Origin of the sequence: Micromonospora sp. KLBMP9576, assembly GCF_050941805.1 — a bacterium.
Classification (GTDB): domain Bacteria; phylum Actinomycetota; class Actinomycetes; order Mycobacteriales; family Micromonosporaceae; genus Micromonospora.
In genome coordinates this window covers 1505505-1520936 of the sequence record NZ_CP194567.1, presented here as the reverse complement: position 1 = coordinate 1520936, position 15432 = coordinate 1505505, and the positions used below count along the sequence as shown (strand labels likewise).

Annotated in this window: 14 protein-coding genes; 7 read left to right on the top strand and 7 right to left on the bottom strand. The window is 73.2% G+C overall.

Annotated features, from left to right (window positions below):
• Nucleotides 1-75: 75 nt before the first annotated feature.
• Nucleotides 76-1071: an endonuclease/exonuclease/phosphatase family protein gene (locus ACQ452_RS06830; protein WP_433391141.1), complete on the top strand. Its 996-nt coding sequence runs from the start codon at nucleotides 76-78 to the stop codon at nucleotides 1069-1071.
• Nucleotides 1072-1096: 25 nt separating this feature from the next.
• On the opposite strand, the gene cimA is transcribed toward ACQ452_RS06830, so the two are convergent.
• Complete coding sequence (gene cimA / locus ACQ452_RS06825; protein ID WP_433391138.1) at nucleotides 1097-2677, bottom strand: citramalate synthase; 1581 nt, start codon at nucleotides 2675-2677, stop codon at nucleotides 1097-1099.
• A 338-nt stretch (nucleotides 2678-3015) separates the two neighbouring features.
• Here cimA and ACQ452_RS06820 point away from each other — a divergent pair, with 338 nt between their 5' ends.
• The 4 genes from ACQ452_RS06820 (at nucleotide 3016) to ACQ452_RS06805 (ending at nucleotide 5504) form a co-directional block, all read left to right on the top strand.
• On the top strand, nucleotides 3016-3576 hold the full coding sequence (locus ACQ452_RS06820) for a peroxiredoxin (RefSeq protein ID WP_433391135.1): 561 nt from the start codon (nucleotides 3016-3018) through the stop codon (nucleotides 3574-3576).
• Between the two features lie 2 nt (nucleotides 3577-3578).
• A complete protein-coding gene (locus tag ACQ452_RS06815) occupies nucleotides 3579-4109 on the top strand; it encodes a carboxymuconolactone decarboxylase family protein (protein WP_433391132.1) in 531 nt (176 codons plus the stop codon).
• Between the two features lie 146 nt (nucleotides 4110-4255).
• On the top strand, nucleotides 4256-4714 hold the full coding sequence (locus ACQ452_RS06810; protein WP_433391129.1) for a PRC-barrel domain-containing protein: 459 nt from the start codon (nucleotides 4256-4258) through the stop codon (nucleotides 4712-4714).
• A 94-nt stretch (nucleotides 4715-4808) separates the two neighbouring features.
• Entirely contained in the window at nucleotides 4809-5504 is a 696-nt protein-coding gene (locus ACQ452_RS06805) for a tyrosine-protein phosphatase (RefSeq protein ID WP_433394013.1), read from the top strand.
• A 79-nt stretch (nucleotides 5505-5583) separates the two neighbouring features.
• On the opposite strand, the gene ACQ452_RS06800 is transcribed toward ACQ452_RS06805, so the two are convergent.
• Nucleotides 5584-6681 carry a branched-chain amino acid aminotransferase gene (locus ACQ452_RS06800; RefSeq protein ID WP_433394012.1) on the bottom strand — a complete coding sequence of 366 codons (1098 nt, stop codon included), beginning with the start codon at nucleotides 6679-6681 and terminating at the stop codon, nucleotides 5584-5586.
• Nucleotides 6682-6951: 270 nt separating this feature from the next.
• Entirely contained in the window at nucleotides 6952-7983 is a 1032-nt protein-coding gene (locus ACQ452_RS06795; RefSeq protein WP_433391127.1) for a 3-isopropylmalate dehydrogenase, read from the bottom strand.
• Nucleotides 7984-8206: 223 nt separating this feature from the next.
• Here ACQ452_RS06795 and ACQ452_RS06790 point away from each other — a divergent pair, with 223 nt between their 5' ends.
• Together ACQ452_RS06790 and ACQ452_RS06785 are read left to right on the top strand one after the other, a co-directional pair.
• The gene (locus ACQ452_RS06790; protein ID WP_433391125.1) at nucleotides 8207-9052 is read left to right on the top strand and encodes an FAD:protein FMN transferase; all 846 of its coding nucleotides are present in this window, start codon (nucleotides 8207-8209) and stop codon (nucleotides 9050-9052) included.
• A 347-nt stretch (nucleotides 9053-9399) separates the two neighbouring features.
• Entirely contained in the window at nucleotides 9400-9756 is a 357-nt protein-coding gene (locus ACQ452_RS06785; RefSeq protein WP_433391122.1) for a hypothetical protein, read from the top strand.
• Nucleotides 9757-9820: 64 nt separating this feature from the next.
• On the opposite strand, the gene serA is transcribed toward ACQ452_RS06785, so the two are convergent.
• The 4 genes from serA to ACQ452_RS06765 form a co-directional block, all read right to left on the bottom strand.
• A complete protein-coding gene (gene serA / locus ACQ452_RS06780) occupies nucleotides 9821-11419 on the bottom strand; it encodes a phosphoglycerate dehydrogenase (RefSeq protein ID WP_433391119.1) in 1599 nt (532 codons plus the stop codon).
• A gap of 242 nt (nucleotides 11420-11661) precedes the next feature.
• Entirely contained in the window at nucleotides 11662-12675 is a 1014-nt protein-coding gene (gene ilvC / locus ACQ452_RS06775) for a ketol-acid reductoisomerase (protein ID WP_433391116.1), read from the bottom strand.
• Between the two features lie 130 nt (nucleotides 12676-12805).
• Nucleotides 12806-13321 carry an acetolactate synthase small subunit gene (gene ilvN / locus ACQ452_RS06770; protein ID WP_433391113.1) on the bottom strand — a complete coding sequence of 172 codons (516 nt, stop codon included), beginning with the start codon at nucleotides 13319-13321 and terminating at the stop codon, nucleotides 12806-12808.
• Nucleotides 13321-15192, bottom strand: a complete 1872-nt coding sequence (locus ACQ452_RS06765; protein WP_433391110.1) for an acetolactate synthase large subunit — start codon at nucleotides 15190-15192, stop codon at nucleotides 13321-13323. Before ACQ452_RS06765 ends, ilvN begins: the two co-directional genes overlap by 1 nt.
• Between the last annotated feature and the right edge of the window lie 240 nt (nucleotides 15193-15432).

Below are 15432 nucleotides of genomic sequence, written 5' to 3'. Positions count from 1 at the left end.
CTTCACCATTCACAATTTGCCCCGCGCGCGCGTCCGGGAGCGCGGGGCCCGACGACGGGGCGCTACCCTCCAGCCATGATCGTCGAGACCACGCGACCGGCGACGACCCGCCGGGCGGCACGGTTGCGCGGCGCCCTGCTCTGGGCCGCCGTCGCACCCGGCTGCGCCTGGGCCGCCGTACGGCTGGGCGGCCTCGACCGGGGGCCGCTGGTGCAACTGCTCGCCTTCACCCCGTACGCCGCCGCCGGGAGCCTGCTGCCGCTGCTGCTCGCGCTCGCCCTGCGGCGGCGGGGGCCCGCGGTGGTCGCGGCCCTGGCCTCGGCGGCGCTGGTGGCCGTGGTGGCGCCCCGGGCCCTGCCGTCCGGGCAGCCCCCGGCCGCCGGGCCGACCGTGCGGCTGCTGACCGCCAACCTGCTCGCCGGGGCCGGCGACGCGGGGGCGCTGGTCGACCTGGTCCGACGCCACCGGGTCGACGTGCTCGCCGTGCAGGAGTTCACCCCGGCCGCCGAGGTGGAGCTGCAGCGGCTCGGCCTGGACGGGTTGCTCCCCCACCGGCAGCTCAGCCCGAGCATCGGCACCGTCGGCTCCGGGCTCTACGCGCGGTTCCCGATCAGCGCGGGCGGCGTCCGGCACAATCGCGGCGGCTGGGGCTTCGACCAGGCCCACGGCACGGTGGCGGTCCCCGGCGCGCCGGCGATCCGGGTCGAGTCGGCGCACCCGTCGGCCCCGTACGCCGTGGACCAGGTCGGGCACTGGCGCACCGACCTGGCGGCGCAGCCGCCCGCCACCCCGGGCGGACCGCTGGGGATCCTCGCCGGCGACTTCAACGCCACCCTCGACCACGGCCCGCTGCGCGCCCTGCTCGACACCGGCTACGTCGACGCCGCCGACCAGGTCGGCGCGGGCCTGGTCGGCACCTGGGGCCCGTACGACGGGGACTGGATCCCGCCGGTGACCATCGACCACGTGCTGGTCGACCGGCGCATCGCCGTGCGGTCGGTGGCCGTGCACCGGGTGCCCGGCAGCGACCATCGCGCCGTCCTGGCCGAGCTGCGGCTTCCGGCGGGATGACGCCGGGAGGCGGGGCACGCCGGGCTCAGACCCGGGCGCGGTCGAGGCCGTAGGTGAGCGCGTCGACGAGGGCGTGCCAGGATGCCTCGACGACGTTGGGGTGCACCCCGACCGTCGTCCAGTCGCCGCCGGTGCCGTCGGCGGTCTCCAGCAGCACCCGGGTCACCGCGCCGGTGCCGTGGGTGCCCGCCAGGATCCGCACCTTGTAGTCGGCCAGCTCGAAGTCGCGCTGCTGCGGGTAGTGCCGGGTCAGCGCGGCCCGCAGCGCCTCGTCCAGGGCGTTGACCGGGCCGTTGCCCTCCGCGGTGGCGATGACGCGTTCCCCGCGTACGCGGATCTTGACGGTGGCCTCGGAGACCACCGCGCCGTCCTCCCGGTGCTCGACCAGCACCCGGTAGGACTCCAGGGCGAACGGCCTGGCGGGGGCGGTGTCCAGCTCCGCGCGGACCAGCAGCTCGAACGACGCGTCGGCGGCCTCGAACGACCAGCCGCCGGCCTCCAGTTCCTTCACCCGCCGGGTGACCCGCGACAGCGCCTCCGGATGGCCGGCCAGGTCCAGCCCGAGCTCGCGGCTCTTGAGCTCGACGCTGGCCCGGCCGGCCATCTCGGTGATCAGGATCCGCATGTCGTTGCCCACCACCTGTGGGTCCACGTGGTTGTAGAGCAGCGGATCCACCTTGATCGCGCTCGCGTGCAGTCCCGCCTTGTGGGCGAAGGCCGCGGCCCCGACATAGGCCTGGTGGGTGTCGGGGGCGATGTTGGCGATCTCGGCGATGGCGTGCGACACCCGCACCAGCTGATCCAGGCAGCCCTCCGGCAGGACGGGCAGCCCGAGCTTGAGCTGGAGGTTGGCGATCACGGCGAAGATGTCCGCGTTGCCGGGGCGCTCGCCGTAGCCGTTGGCGGTGCCCTGGAAGTGGCGCACGCCCGCCTCCACGGCGGCCACGGTGTTGGCCACGGCGCAGGACGTGTCGTTCTGGCAGTGGATGCCGAGCAGTTCCGGGCCGACGCCCAACCGCGCCGTCAGCCCCGCGATGGCGGCGCTCACCTGGGAGGGCAGCATCCCACCGTTGGTGTCGCAGAGCACCACCCGTTCGGCGCCGGCGGCGAACGCGGTCTCCACCACGGCGGCGGTGTACGCCGGGTCGGCCCGGTAGCCGTCGAAGAAGTGCTCGCCGTCGACGAAGACCCGGCGCCCCTCGGCCACCAGGTGCGCCACCGTGTCGCGGACCATCGCCAGGTTCTCGGCGCCGGTGGTGCGCAGCGCTCGCTCAACGTGCCGCAGGTCCGCCTTGGCGACCAGGGCGACCGCCGGCGTACGCGCGTCGAGCAGCCCGCGCACCTGCGGGTCCTCGGCGACGGCCAGCCCGGCGCGTCGGGTGGCGCCGAACGCGACGAGCAGCGCGTGGCGCAGGTCCAGTTCGGTGTGTGCCCTACGGAAGAACTCGGTGTCCTTCGGCACGGCGCCCGGCCAGCCGCCCTCGATGAAGCCGACCCCCAGCTCGTCGAGCAGCCGGGCCACCGCGAGCTTGTCGGGCACCGAGTAGCTGAGCCCCTCACGCTGGGCGCCGTCGCGCAGCGTGGTGTCGTACACCTGGAACGTCATCAGGGAGTCCTTTCTCAGCGCAACAAAAAGACCCCCCGCTGATGCGGGAGGTCTGCGCGCTCGGCGGAGGGGAGCCGGCGCGCTAGGTGCGAATGATCGGGTGGTGGTCGGTCACGATCGCCACTGTGCCACCCGGACCCGTTTTTTGGGAGGACCAATCCACATGTCGGGATGGTGACGGAGGGTTGCCATACCGCCTCGCCCGCCGCCACGCGACGCACCGCGCCGCTCGTGATCGACTTCACAAGTCACCCGGCCGCCACCAGGCGGAAACGCGACTGCGGCAGTATCTGGAACAGATCAAGTTAACGGCCTCGTGCCGCTGCCTAGGAGGACCTGTGCTCACTGTCGGTGACCGCTTCCCCGAGTACGAACTCACCGCCTGCGTATCGCTGGACGTCGACAAGGCGTTCGAGTCGATCGACCACAAGTCCCACCAGGGCAAGTGGCGGGTCGTCTTCTTCTGGCCGAAGGACTTCACCTTCGTCTGCCCGACCGAGATCGCGGAGTTCGGCCGGCTGAACGGCGAGTTCGCCGACCGCGACGCCCAGGTCCTCGGCGTGTCGGTGGACAACGAGTTCGTCCACCACGCGTGGCGCAAGAACCACCCCGACCTGCGCGACCTCCCGTTCCCGATGCTCAGCGACATCAAGCGCGAGCTGACCGCCGCCTGCGGCGTGCTCGGCGCGGACGGCGTGGCCCAGCGCGCGACCTTCATCGTCGACCCCGACAACGAGATCCAGTTCGTCATGGTGACCGCCGGTTCGGTCGGCCGCAACGTCTCCGAGGTGCTGCGGGTGCTCGACGCCCTGCAGACCGACGAGCTGTGCCCGTGCAACTGGAACAAGGGCGGCGAGACCCTGGACGCCACCAAGCTCCTCGCCGGCGCCGGGGCCTGACGATGGGTCTGGACGCGATCAAGGCGGCACTGCCCGAGTACGCCAAGGACATCAAGCTCAATCTCGGCTCGACCATCGCCACCAGCACGCTGAAGCCGGATCAGGCGTGGGGCACCGCCCTGGCCTGCGCCGTCGCGGCGCGCAACCCGGTGGTGCTGCGGGAGATCGCCGCCGAGGCGGCCACCCACCTCGGACCGGAAGCGGTCGAGGCGGCCAAGGGCGCCGCCGCGATCATGGCGATGAACAACGTCTACTACCGGGCCAAGCACCTGATCGGCGACGAGCAGTACCAGTCGATCCCGGCCCGGCTGCGGATGCAGATCATCGCCAAGCCGGGTGTGGACAAGGCCGACTTCGAACTCTGGTGCCTGGCCGTCTCGGCGATCACCGGCTGCGGAGTCTGCCTGGAGTCGCACGAGAAGACCCTGCGCGCCGCGGGCTTCAGCCGCGAGCAGGTGCACGAGGGGCTGCGCATCGCCGCCGTCGTGCACGCCGCCGCGGTCGCCCTCGACGCCCAGGCCGCGCTCGCCTGAGCCGGTACGCCCATGGTGGGCCGGGCCGCACGTGCGGCCCGGCCCACCGTCGTTTCCGGTGCCGACCGCCCGGGTAGCTCCTCGGGGTAGCGGGAGACACCCGGACCGGCGAGACGACTGGCGACAGTCGGGGCAGGAGTTGTCAGATGGACAGGCTCGACCCGCACAGCACCCACGGCAGCCCGGACCCGCTGCGCGGTGGCGGCCAGGGCGAGTTCGCCGGCGGCGCCCCGGCCGGCGCCTTCGACCCCTGGCGTTACCGGGACACCGCGAGCGTCGCCGACGCCGACCTGGTCGGCTACAAGGTCGAGGCCACCGACGGCGGCATCGGCAGGATCGACAGCGCCAGCCACGACGTCAACGACAGCTACCTCGTGGTGGACACCGGGCCGTGGATCTTCGGACGGAAGGTCATGATCCCGGCCGGCACCGTCAACCACGTCGACCACGACGAGCGCAAGGTGCACGTCGACCGGAGCAAGGACCAGATCAAGGCCGCCCCGGAGTACGACGAGACCGCCGACACCGACCCCACCTACCGGGACCGGCTCGGCGGCTACTACGGCGAGACCTACTCGGCCATCCCGCCCGGCACCGCCCGCTAGCCGGCACCGGCACGGTCTCCCGCACGGCGCGGGAGGCCGTTACCGTGTCAGCGTGGACTCCATCGAGGTCGGTCGCCGGATCCCCTTCTCCGCGATGTTCAACTTCCGCGACGTGGGCGGCCATGCCGGCCACGACGGTCGCGTGGTGCGCCCGGGGCGGCTCTACCGCTCCGACTCGCTGCACCGCATCGACGACACCGACCGGGAGGCCTTCGCCGCCCTCGGCGTCCGCACGGTCATCGACCTGCGCCGCCCCGCCGAGGTGGAGCGCGACGGCCGCGTCCCCCACTTCGACGGCCTGACCTGGCGCCACATCCACCCGGAGCACGCGGAGTGGGGCGAGCGGCCCTACCGTCCCGGCACCGACCTGGCCCGCTACCTGGCCGACCGGTACGCCGACCTCGCCGAGACCGGCACCGCCGGGCTCGCCGAGGCGATCGGGCTGATCGCCGACCCCGCCAACGCCCCCGTCGTCGTGCACTGCGTCGCCGGCAAGGACCGCACGGGCATCGTCTGCGCGCTCACCCTCGCGGTGCTCGGCGTCGGTGACGACGACATCGTCGCCGACTACGCCCTGAGCACCGAGGCCGGCGAGCGCTACCGCGCCTGGTTCGAGGCCACCGGCCAGCACACCGGCGAGACCCTGCCGGTGCTGACCTGCCCCGCCGAGGCCATGGCGCTCTTCCTCACCGAGCTGCGCCAGGCCCACGGCTCGGTGGAGGGCTACCTGCGCCACGCGGGCGTCGGCGAGCCGCAGCTCGCCGCCCTGCGCGGGCACCTGCTGACCTGACCCGCGCCGCCGGGGGCGGCGCGGCGCGGGCGGACGACGCCACCCGCACACCCCGGCAGGCCGGTGGTGGCGCGGCGGGTCAGAGGATGCGCCGGACCCAGCCGTGCGGATCCGCGGCCACGCCCCGTTGCAGGTCGACGAGCTGCTGGCGCAGGGCCGTGGTGACCCGGCCGGGCTCACCGCCGCCGATCAGGAACTCGCCGTCGGGGGAACGCACCTGCCCGATCGGGGTGACCACCGCCGCCGTGCCGCAGGCGAACACCTCGCGCAGCCGGCCGCTCGCCGCGTCCGCCTGCCAGTCGGCGAAGCTCACCGGCCGCTCCTCGACCCGGTGCCCCGCGGCGGCGGCCAGGGTGAGCACCGACTCGCGGGTGATGCCGGGCAGGATCGTGCCGGTCAGCGGCGGGGTGACCACCGTGTCGTCGTCGTAGACGAAGAAGACGTTCATGCCGCCGAGTTCGTCGACGAAGCGGCGCTCCACCGCGTCCAGGAAGACCACCTGGTCGCAGTCGTGCTCGATCGCCTCGGCCTGGGCCACCAGCGAGGCCGCGTAGTTGCCGCCGCACTTCGCCGCGCCGGTGCCGCCCGGGGCGGCGCGGGTGTAGTCCGGGGAGACCCAGACCGTCACCGGCCGCACCCCGCCGGAGAAGTACGCGCCGACCGGCGAGGCGATCACCACGTAGAGGTATTCGTTGGCCGGCCGCACCCCGAGGAACACCTCGCTGGCGAACATGAACGGCCGCAGGTAGAGGCTGCCGTCCTCGCCCTCCGGGATCCAGTCCCGGTCGATGCGCACGAGCTCACCGAGCGAGTCGACGAACGCCGCGCCGGGCAGCAGCGGCATCGCCATCCGCCGGGCCGAGTCGGCGAACCGCGCGGCGTTGGCCTCGGGGCGGAACATGGTGACCCCGCCGTCGGCCGTCCGGTACGCCTTCAGCCCTTCGAAGATCTCCTGCGCGTAGTGCAGCACGGCGGCGGCCGGGTCCATCGGGATCGGCGCGCGCGCCTCGACGCGGGCGTCGTACCAGCCCTTGCCGTCGGCGTAGCGGACGGTGACCATGTGGTCGGTGAAGACCCGACCGAAGCCCGGGTTGGCCAGCAGTGCGGCCCGGTCCGCGGCGGATACCGGCGCGGGATTCGGACGGATCTCGAAGTCGAGCTTGTCACCACCGCTCATCGCGCTGACCTTCCTGCGGGATGTCGACACGCGGGTCCGCATGCCGAGAATTCTGGTGCGAGAAACTTACCCCGAACGGTCGTTCAGGGGTAGCGCCGGAGGGGTGGGCCGGCAGGCCCGCCGCCGGGCGTCGGGGGCCGGACCCGGGCGGGGCGCGACGCGGGCTGATGCCCGCCGGCCCCCGGCGGGTCGGGGGCCGGCGGGAGGGCCGGTGAGCCGGGGCGAGGGCCGGTGAGCCGGGGCGAGGGCCGGTGAGCCGCGGCGGCGGCCTCAGGCGGTGGCGTACCCGACGAGGCGGTCGCCGACCTCCCCCGTGCGCAGCTGCGCGCCCGGCGCCCGCCCGGCCAGCTCCGCGCCGACGGCGGCGGTGACCCGGCCGGCGGCCTCGGCGTGCCCGAGCTGGTCGAGCAGCAGGGCCGCCGAGAGTACGGCCGCGACCGGGTCGGCCACGCCCCGACCGGCGATGTCCGGTGCCGAGCCGTGTACCGGCTCGAACATCGAGGGAAACGCCCCCTCGGGGTTGATGCTGCCGCTGGCGGCCAGCCCGATCCCGCCGGTGACCGCAGCGGCGATGTCGGTGAGGATGTCGCCGAACAGGTTGTCGGTGACCACCACGTCGTAGCGCTGGGGCTGGGTGACCAGGAACATCGCGGCGGCGTCGACGTGCTGGTATTCCGTGGTCACGTCGGGGTGCTCGGCGGCGACGGTCTCGAACGCGCGCGCCCACAGCGAGCCGGCGTGGGTGAGCACGTTGGTCTTGTGCACGAGGGTGACCTTGCGCCGCTCGCGGCGCGAGGCGCGCGCGAAGGCGTCGCGGATCACCCGCTCCACGCCGTACCGCGTGTTCAGGCTCTCCTCGGTGGCGACCTCGGCCGGGGTGCCCCGGTGCAGCACGCCGCCGGCACCGGCGTAGAGCCCCTCGGTGCCCTCGCGGACCACCACCAGGTCGACCTCGCCGGGCTTGACGCTGGCCAGTGGGCCGCCCACGCCGGGCCAGAGCCGCGAGGGGCGCATGTTGACGTACTGGTCGAAGGCGAAGCGCAGCTTGAGCAGCAGGCCCCGCTCCAGCACGCCCGGCGGGACGCCCGGGTCGCCGACGGCGCCCAGCAGGATCGCGTCGTGCCCGGCCAGCTCGGTCAGCACGGAGTCGGGCAGCACCTCGCCGGTGCGGTGCCAGCGGGCGGCGCCGAGGTCGTACTCGGTGGCGTCCACGCCCGGAAGCACGGCGTCGATGACCTTGCGGGCCTGCGCGACCACCTCGGGTCCGATCCCGTCCCCGGCCACCACCGCGATCCGTGCCACGTCACTGTGCTCCTCGCCTCGCCGTTTGGTCCGACCGTACGCCGCCGTCCCGTTGCCCGGTACGACCCTTCCACGATGCGGGAAAATCGGATGCACAGGATCCTCCCAGGTGGCATCCATGTACGGGTCATCTCCGCTGCCTAGCGTGGTGGCAAGCGGGTCAACGGGGGCCCGTGACGGAAGCCGCGGGAGCCGCGGCCGGCGTCACCGAGGGAGCAGCGTCATGCGTATCGACCAGCAGCCACGCACCCGCTGGGTGGACCAGTCGGCGTTCCACCAGCGCCGGCCGGACCTGCGCCTCGGCCTCCACAGCCACCGGGTGGACCGGCCCGGCGCCCTCGACCGCGACCGCATCTCCGTGCGGCACACCGTGCGGACCGCGACCGCCGAATACACGCTGCTGCTCAACGCCCCCGAGTGGCTGGGCCGGCGTGGCGTCGGCGACGCGTTGCGCGACGCCGTGGCGGAACTTCGGGCCATCGACCTCACCTACGGCCCGACCCGACCCGACAGCCTGGTCTCCCGGCTGCGCCGGGACGAGATCAGCCCCGACTCGTACGCGCCGCTGGCCGACCTCGTGGACCGCTGCGCGGCGATGCGGGCCGCCACGGACGGCTGGTTCGACGCCTGGGCCGTGCCCGGCGGCTTCGACCCCGGCGGGCTGCTCGGCGGATGGGCCGTGGAGCGGGCCGCCGCCCGGTTGCGGGCCGCCGGCGTCCACGACTACGCCGTGCTCACCGGCGCCGACCTGGTCGTCCGCGGCCACGCCGCGCACGGCGGCCCGTGGCGGGTCGCCGTGCACCACCCGACCGATCGGCACCAGACGCCACTGGTGCTGGAGATGACCGCCGGCGCGGTCGGCACCTCGGGAGTCAGCGGTCGGCGCGGCCACGTGGTGGACCCGCACACCGGGGAACCGGCCGAGCACCTGGTGGCCGCGACGGTCGTCGGGCCGGACCTCGCCGTCGCCGACGCCTACGCCACCGCCCTCTACGCCGCCGGCCCGGCCGGGCTGACCTGGTTCCGCGACGGGTCGGACTACCGCGTGCTCTTCGCCCACCGCCGCTGAACCCCGACGCGCCATCGGCCGCCGAGCCCGGGACGCGCGATCGGGCGCTGAGCCGCCCGGACGCGCGATCGGCCCCCACGGTCTCGGCAACGACCGTGAGGGCCGGTCAGCGACGAGTGCGCGTGGCTCGCGCAATCGAGGGGTGCGGGCCGGTCGGCCGGACGTCGGCCTCGCCACCCGAAGACGGGTCCACGCCGCGAACCGGGCCGGTGACCGCACCGGTACGCTATCGAATCGACGCAACTCAACGCAAGGGGCTCCACTGCGGACCGTGGCAACAGGAGCGTGCGGGGATCCGCGGCGGGGCGATTTCGACGCGGTGAGACGCGGATGGCACGCTGTCCGCCGTGAGTTTCGACCTGAGCGTGTGGGCCCTGGCGGACGGGGCGACACCCGAGGACGTGCGGGCGGCGGTGCGGCGGTGCCGGCAGGGGCAGCACCTGGACTGCCACCCCGACCCGCGGGTGGTGGCGTTCTACCGGGCCATCACCCGCAGCTACCCGGACCGCAGGACCGACCCGGGCACCCCGTGGGCGGTGGCGCCGCTGCACGCCGCGCACGACCACGTCGAGCTGAACCTCGACCCGGCCTGCGAGGACCAGGTGCTGCTCGACATCGAACGGCTGGCCGGCGCGTACGACCTGATGCTCTTCGACGCGCAGGACGGCTCGGTCTACCCGCCGCCGGCCCGCCGGCCCGGCTGACCCGCCCCCGCGTACGACGGAGGGCCCGGCGCATCCGCCGGGCCCCCGCTGTCGTGCGCTCAGGTCACTCGTCGCGCAGGTCCGCCGCGCTGGCCGCGACCGCGCCGATCGAGTCCGCCGCCGAGGTGAGCAGGTCCGCGCCGAGCGCCTGGTCGACGGTGAGCGTCATCAGGGTCTCGCCGCCGGCCTCGCGCCGGGCCACCTGCATCGCGGCGATGTTGACACCCGCCTCGCCGAGCAGCGTGCCGACCGTGCCGACGACGCCCGGGCGGTCGGCGTAGCGCAGGAAGACCAGGATGCCCTCCGCGCCGATCTCCACGTCGAAGCCGTCGACCTCGGTCAGCTTGATCACGTCGCGGGCGCCGGCGGTCGTGACGGTGCCGGAGACGCTGACCGTGCGGCCGTCGGGCAGCGCGCCGCGGACGGTGACCAGGTTGGGGTGCTCGAGCGTGTCGGTCTCGGCGACCAACGTGACCTCGACGCCGCGCTCGGCGGCGAGGTGCGGGGCGTTGACGTAGGTGACCTGCTCCTCGACCACGGAGCTGAACAGACCCTTGGTGGCGGCGAGCTTCAGCACCGCCACGTCGTGGTTGACGATCTCGCCGCGCACCTCGACGGTGACGTTGGCGGCGACCCCGCCGGCGACGGCCGTGAAGGCCCGGCCGAGCTTCTCGGCCAGCGGCAGCAACGGCCGCACGTCCTCGGCGACCACGCCGCCGGCCTGCACGTTCACGGCGTCCGGCACGAACTCGCCCTGCAACGCCAGCTTCACGCTCCGGGCGACGGCCAGGCCCGCCTTGTCCTGCGCCTCGCCGGTGGAGGCGCCCAGGTGCGGGGTGGCCACCACGCTGTCGAGGGCGAACAGCGGCGAGGAGGTGCAGGGCTCCTTGGCGTAGACGTCCACGCCGGCGCCGGCGACCCGGCCCTCGGCGATCGCGTCGGCCAGGGCCTGCTCGTCGACCAGCCCGCCCCGGGCGGCGTTGATGATCCGGACGCCGGGCTTGACGACGGCCAGTTCCTTCTCACCGATCAGGCCGACGGTCTCGGGGGTCTTGGGCAGGTGGATCGAGATGAAGTCGCTCTCCCGCAGCAGCTCCTCCAGGCCCACCAGGCGGACGCCGAGCTGGGCGGCGCGGGCCGGCTGGATGTAGGGGTCGTAGGCGATCAGCCGGGTGCCGAAGGCGGCGATCCGCTGGGCGAAGAGCACGCCGATGCGGCCGAGGCCGACGACGCCGACGGTCTTGCCCTGGATCTCGACGCCCGTGTACTTCGACCGCTTCCACTCCCCCGCCTTCAGCGCGGCGCTGGCGCTGGCGGTGTTGCGGGCCACGGCCAGCAGCAGCGCGAGGGCCTGCTCGGCGGCGGAAACGATGTTCGAGGTGGGGGCGTTGACGACCATGACGCCCCGCGCGGTGGCGGCCGGCACCTCGACGTTGTCCAGGCCCACGCCCGCCCGGGCGACGACCTTCAGCCGGGGCGCGGCGGCGATGGCCTCGGCGTCGATCTGGGTGGCGCTGCGCACGATCACGGCGTCGGCCTCGGAGAGCGCCGAGAGCAGGGCCGGACGGTCGGTGCCGTCGACGTGGCGGACGTCGAAGTCGTGGGCGAGCACCTCGATGGCGGCGGGGGCGAGTTCTTCGGCGATCAGTACGACAGGAGTCATTGGTCCTCGTAGTTGTCGTCAGAGCGGTGGACCGGGGCTACGGGACGCCGCGCTGCGCCCCGCGCTGATCCGGGCCATGGCCGTCAGGTGCCGGCTACACACCTACCCCGCGATCGTAGGGGCCCGGCCGGTCGGCATGTTCCGGGTCGCGGGGTGAGTGCCCTCACAACGCGTGACTGTGGAAAGCGGGCGGCCCGGACCGGGCGCCGGACAGGGCGCCCGGTCCGGGCCGGTGGTGTGCGTCAGGCGGTCTCGGTGATCGGGCGGTCGACCCAGCTCATCATCCCGCGCAGCTTGGCGCCGGTCTCCTCGATCGGGTGCGCCGCGCCCTCGGCCTGCCACTTGCTGAAGTTGGGGCGGCCGGCCTCGTCCTCGGCCACCCACTCCCGGGCGAACTCGCCGGACTGGATCTCGCCGAGGATCTTGCGCATCTCCTCCTTGACCCGGGCGTCGATGACGCGCGGACCACGGGAGAGGTCACCGTACTCGGCCGTGTCGGAGATGCTGTAGCGCATCTTCGCGATGCCGCCCTCGTACATGAGGTCGACGATCAGCTTCAGCTCGTGCAGGCACTCGAAGTAGGCCACCTCGGGGGCGTAGCCCGCCTCGGTGAGCACCTCGAAACCGGTCTGCACGAGCGCCGCCGCGCCGCCGCAGAGCACCGCCTGCTCGCCGAAGAGGTCGGTCTCGGTCTCCTCGGTGAAGGTGGTCCGGATGACCCCGGCCCGGGTGCCGCCGATGCCCTTGGCGTAGGAAAGGGCCAGGGCCAGAGCGCCCCCGCTGGCGTCCTGCTCGACGGCGACCAGGCAGGGCACGCCCTTGCCGTCGGCGTACTGGCGGCGGACCAGGTGGCCCGGGCCCTTCGGTGCGACCATCGCCACGTCGACGTCGGCCGGCGGCTTGATCAGGCCGTAGCGGATGTTGAAGCCGTGGCCGAAGAAGAGCGCCTTGCCCGCGGTCAGGTTCGGGGCGATCGACTCGGCGTAGATGCTGCGCTGGGCGGTGTCCGGCGCGAGGACCATGATGACGTCCGCCTCGGCCGACGCCTCGGCCGGCGTGAGCACGCGCAGGCCCTGCTCCTCGGCCTTCGCGCGGCTCTTGGAGCCTGCCGGCAGACCGATCACCACGTCGACGCCGGAGTCGCGCAGCGACAGCGCGTGGGCGTGCCCCTGGCTGCCGTAGCCGATGACCGCGACCTTCCGACCCTGGATCAGGCCCAGGTCGGCGTCGTCGTCGTAGTACACCTCAACGCTCATGGTTTTCCCTTTCGTACGGCGGCCCGGACGGCCCGTCGTGGATCTGTGCGGTGTCGGTTCCCCGGCGGCGCGTGGCGCCGGCCCGGTCGGGCGGTCACGGCCGGCGCGGGCCGGCCCGGTCGGTGGTGGGTCAGGCGACCCGGAGCGCCGGTCCGGCCGCGATGGAACGCGAGCCGCGCCCGATCGCCACCAGCCCGGACTGGACCATCTCCTTGATCCCGAAGGCTTCGAGGTCGCGCAGCAACGCGTCGAGCTTGTCCGGGGTGCCGGTGGCCTCGATGGTCAGCGTGTCGGGTGCCACGTCGACCACCCGGGCCCGGAACAGGCCGACCGTCTCCAGCACCTGGGCGCGGGCCGCGCGGTCCGCGCGCACCTTGACCAGGAGCAGCTCCCGGGCGACCGAGACGTGCGGATCCAGCTCGACGATCTTGAGTACGTTGACCAGCTTGTTGAGCTGCTTGGTGACCTGCTCCAGCGGGGACGAGTCGGCGTTGACCACGATCGTGATCCGGGAGACGTCCGGGTTCTCGGTCTCCCCGACGGCGAGGCTGTCGATGTTGAAGCCGCGCCGGGAGAACAGGCCGGAGACCCGGGCCAGGACACCGGGCTTGTTCTCCACGAGCACGGACAGGGTGTGCATGGTCATTACAGGTCGTCCTCGTCGAAGGCGGGGCGGACGCCCCGGGCGAACATGATCTCGTCGTTGCTGGTGCCGGCGGCGACCATCGGCCACACCATGGCGTCCTTGCCGACGACGAAGTCGATGACCACCGGGGCGTCGTCGATGGCCATCGCGGCCTTGATGGTCCGCTCGACGTCCTCGGCGTTCTCGCAGCGCAGCCCCACGCAGCCCAGCGCCTCCGCGAGCTTCACGAAGTCCGGGATGCGGTGCTTGTGGGTGCCGAGGTCGGTGTTGGAGTAGCGCTCCCCGTAGAAGAGGGTCTGCCACTGCCGGACCATGCCGAGGTTGCCGTTGTTGATCACGGCGATCTTGACCGGGATGCCCTCCAGCGCGCAGGTGGCCAGCTCCTGGTTGGTCATCTGGAAACAGCCGTCGCCGTCCACCGCCCACACCACCGTGTCCGGCTTGCCGACCTTCGCGCCCATCGCCGCCGGCACCGCGTAGCCCATCGTGCCGAGACCGCCGGAGTTCAACCAGGTGTACGGCTTCTCGTAGGAGACGAACTGCGAGGCCCACATCTGGTGCTGGCCGACACCGGCGACGTAGATCGCGTCCGGGCCGACGAGCTCGCCGAGCCGCTTGATCACGTACTGCGGGGAGAGGGTGCCGTCGGACGGCTCGTCGTAGCCCAGCGGGTAGCGCTTGCGCAGGTCGTCGAGCTGCGCCCACCAGTCGGTCAGGTCGGCGCGCCGGCCGGCCGCCTGCTCGCTGGTCACCGCCGCGATCAACTCGTCGATCACGTGCCGGGCGTCGCCGACGATCGGCACGTCCGCGTGCCGGTTCTTGCCGATCTCCGCCGGGTCGATGTCGGCGTGCACCACCGCGGCGTCCGGGGCGAACGAGTCCAGCTTGCCGGTGACCCGATCGTCGAAGCGCGCTCCCAGGGCCACGATCAGGTCGGACTTCTGCAGGCCGTAGACCGCGGAGACCGTGCCGTGCATCCCGGGCATGCCCAGGTGCTGCGGATGCGAGTCGGGAAACGCGCCGAGCGCCATCAGCGTGGTCACCACGGGGATCCCGCTCAGCTCCGCCAGCCGGCGCAGCCCCTCGGTGGCGCCGGCCTTCAGCACCCCGCCGCCGACGTAGAGCACCGGGCGCCGGGCGCCGGCCATCAGCCGGGCCGCCTCGCGGATCTGCTTGCCGTGCGGGTGCAGGGTCGGCCGGTAGCCGGGCAGGTCCAGCACCGGCGGCCAGGTGAAGGTGGTGGACGCCTGGAGGATGTCCTTGGGGATGTCCACCAGGACCGGCCCCGGCCGGCCGGTGGCCGCCAGGTGGAACGCCTCGGCCAGCACCCGGGGGATCTCCTCGGCCTCCTGAACCAGGAAGTTGTGCTTGGTGATCGGCAGGGTGATGCCCTGGATGTCCGCCTCCTGGAAGGCGTCAGTGCCGATCGCGGGCCGCGCGACCTGCCCGGTGATGGCCACGATCGGCACCGAGTCCATGTACGCGTCGGCGATCGGGGTGACCAGGTTGGTCGCGCCGGGACCGGAGGTGGCCATGCAGACCCCCACCCGGCCGGTCGCCTGGGCGTAACCCGTGGCCGCGTGCCCGGCGCCCTGCTCGTGGCGGACCAGGATGTGCCGGACCGTCGAGTCGTAGAGCGGGTCGTACGCCGGCAGGATCGCGCCGCCGGGGATGCCGAAGACGACGTCGACACCGAGTGCCTCGAGGGACCGCACGAGCGAGCCGGCGCCGCTGACCTGGGCCGGGGCGGGTGTGCGTACCCCCGGGACGGCCGGGGTGGTCGCGGCGTGAGCGGCGTCGTTCGCGGGCTCGGCGGTCGTGCGGGCCCGCCGGGCGGAGTGGGCGAGGGTCTCTGGCGTGGGTCTCGTCATGGCGGTTCAAAGCCTTCGGCTGGAGTGGTTCAGGCTGTTTCGAGCGGGTGCGACGCGGGCGGCGGTGCCCGGCGTCGATGGGTCCGACGGCCAACAAAAAAGCCCTCGTGCAGGTTGCACGGGGCCAGCGCACTCTCGACAGGGAGAGTGCGCTCAGATAAGTACTCGCAGCGACCGGTACGACGACATGCGGCCAAGCCTGACGCATCTCACGCGATGAGTCAACTGATCCCACATGTT

Bases quoted from the DNA above. Each gene is read 5' to 3' on its own strand.
- ACQ452_RS06830 (WP_433391141.1), top strand. From the start codon at position 76: ATGATCGTCGAGACCACGCGACCGGCGACGACCCGCCGGGCGGCACGG.
- cimA (WP_433391138.1), bottom strand. From the start codon at position 2,677: ATGACGTTCCAGGTGTACGACACCACGCTGCGCGACGGCGCCCAGCGT.
- ACQ452_RS06815 (WP_433391132.1), top strand. From the start codon at position 3,579: ATGGGTCTGGACGCGATCAAGGCGGCACTGCCCGAGTACGCCAAGGAC.
- ACQ452_RS06810 (WP_433391129.1), top strand. From the start codon at position 4,256: ATGGACAGGCTCGACCCGCACAGCACCCACGGCAGCCCGGACCCGCTG.
- ACQ452_RS06805 (WP_433394013.1), top strand. From the start codon at position 4,809: ATGTTCAACTTCCGCGACGTGGGCGGCCATGCCGGCCACGACGGTCGC.
- ACQ452_RS06800 (WP_433394012.1), bottom strand. From the start codon at position 6,681: ATGAGCGGTGGTGACAAGCTCGACTTCGAGATCCGTCCGAATCCCGCG.
- ACQ452_RS06790 (WP_433391125.1), top strand. From the start codon at position 8,207: ATGCGTATCGACCAGCAGCCACGCACCCGCTGGGTGGACCAGTCGGCG.
- serA (WP_433391119.1), bottom strand. From the start codon at position 11,419: ATGACTCCTGTCGTACTGATCGCCGAAGAACTCGCCCCCGCCGCCATC.
- ilvC (WP_433391116.1), bottom strand. From the start codon at position 12,675: ATGAGCGTTGAGGTGTACTACGACGACGACGCCGACCTGGGCCTGATC.
- ilvN (WP_433391113.1), bottom strand. From the start codon at position 13,321: ATGACCATGCACACCCTGTCCGTGCTCGTGGAGAACAAGCCCGGTGTC.
- ACQ452_RS06765 (WP_433391110.1), bottom strand. From the start codon at position 15,192: ATGACGAGACCCACGCCAGAGACCCTCGCCCACTCCGCCCGGCGGGCC.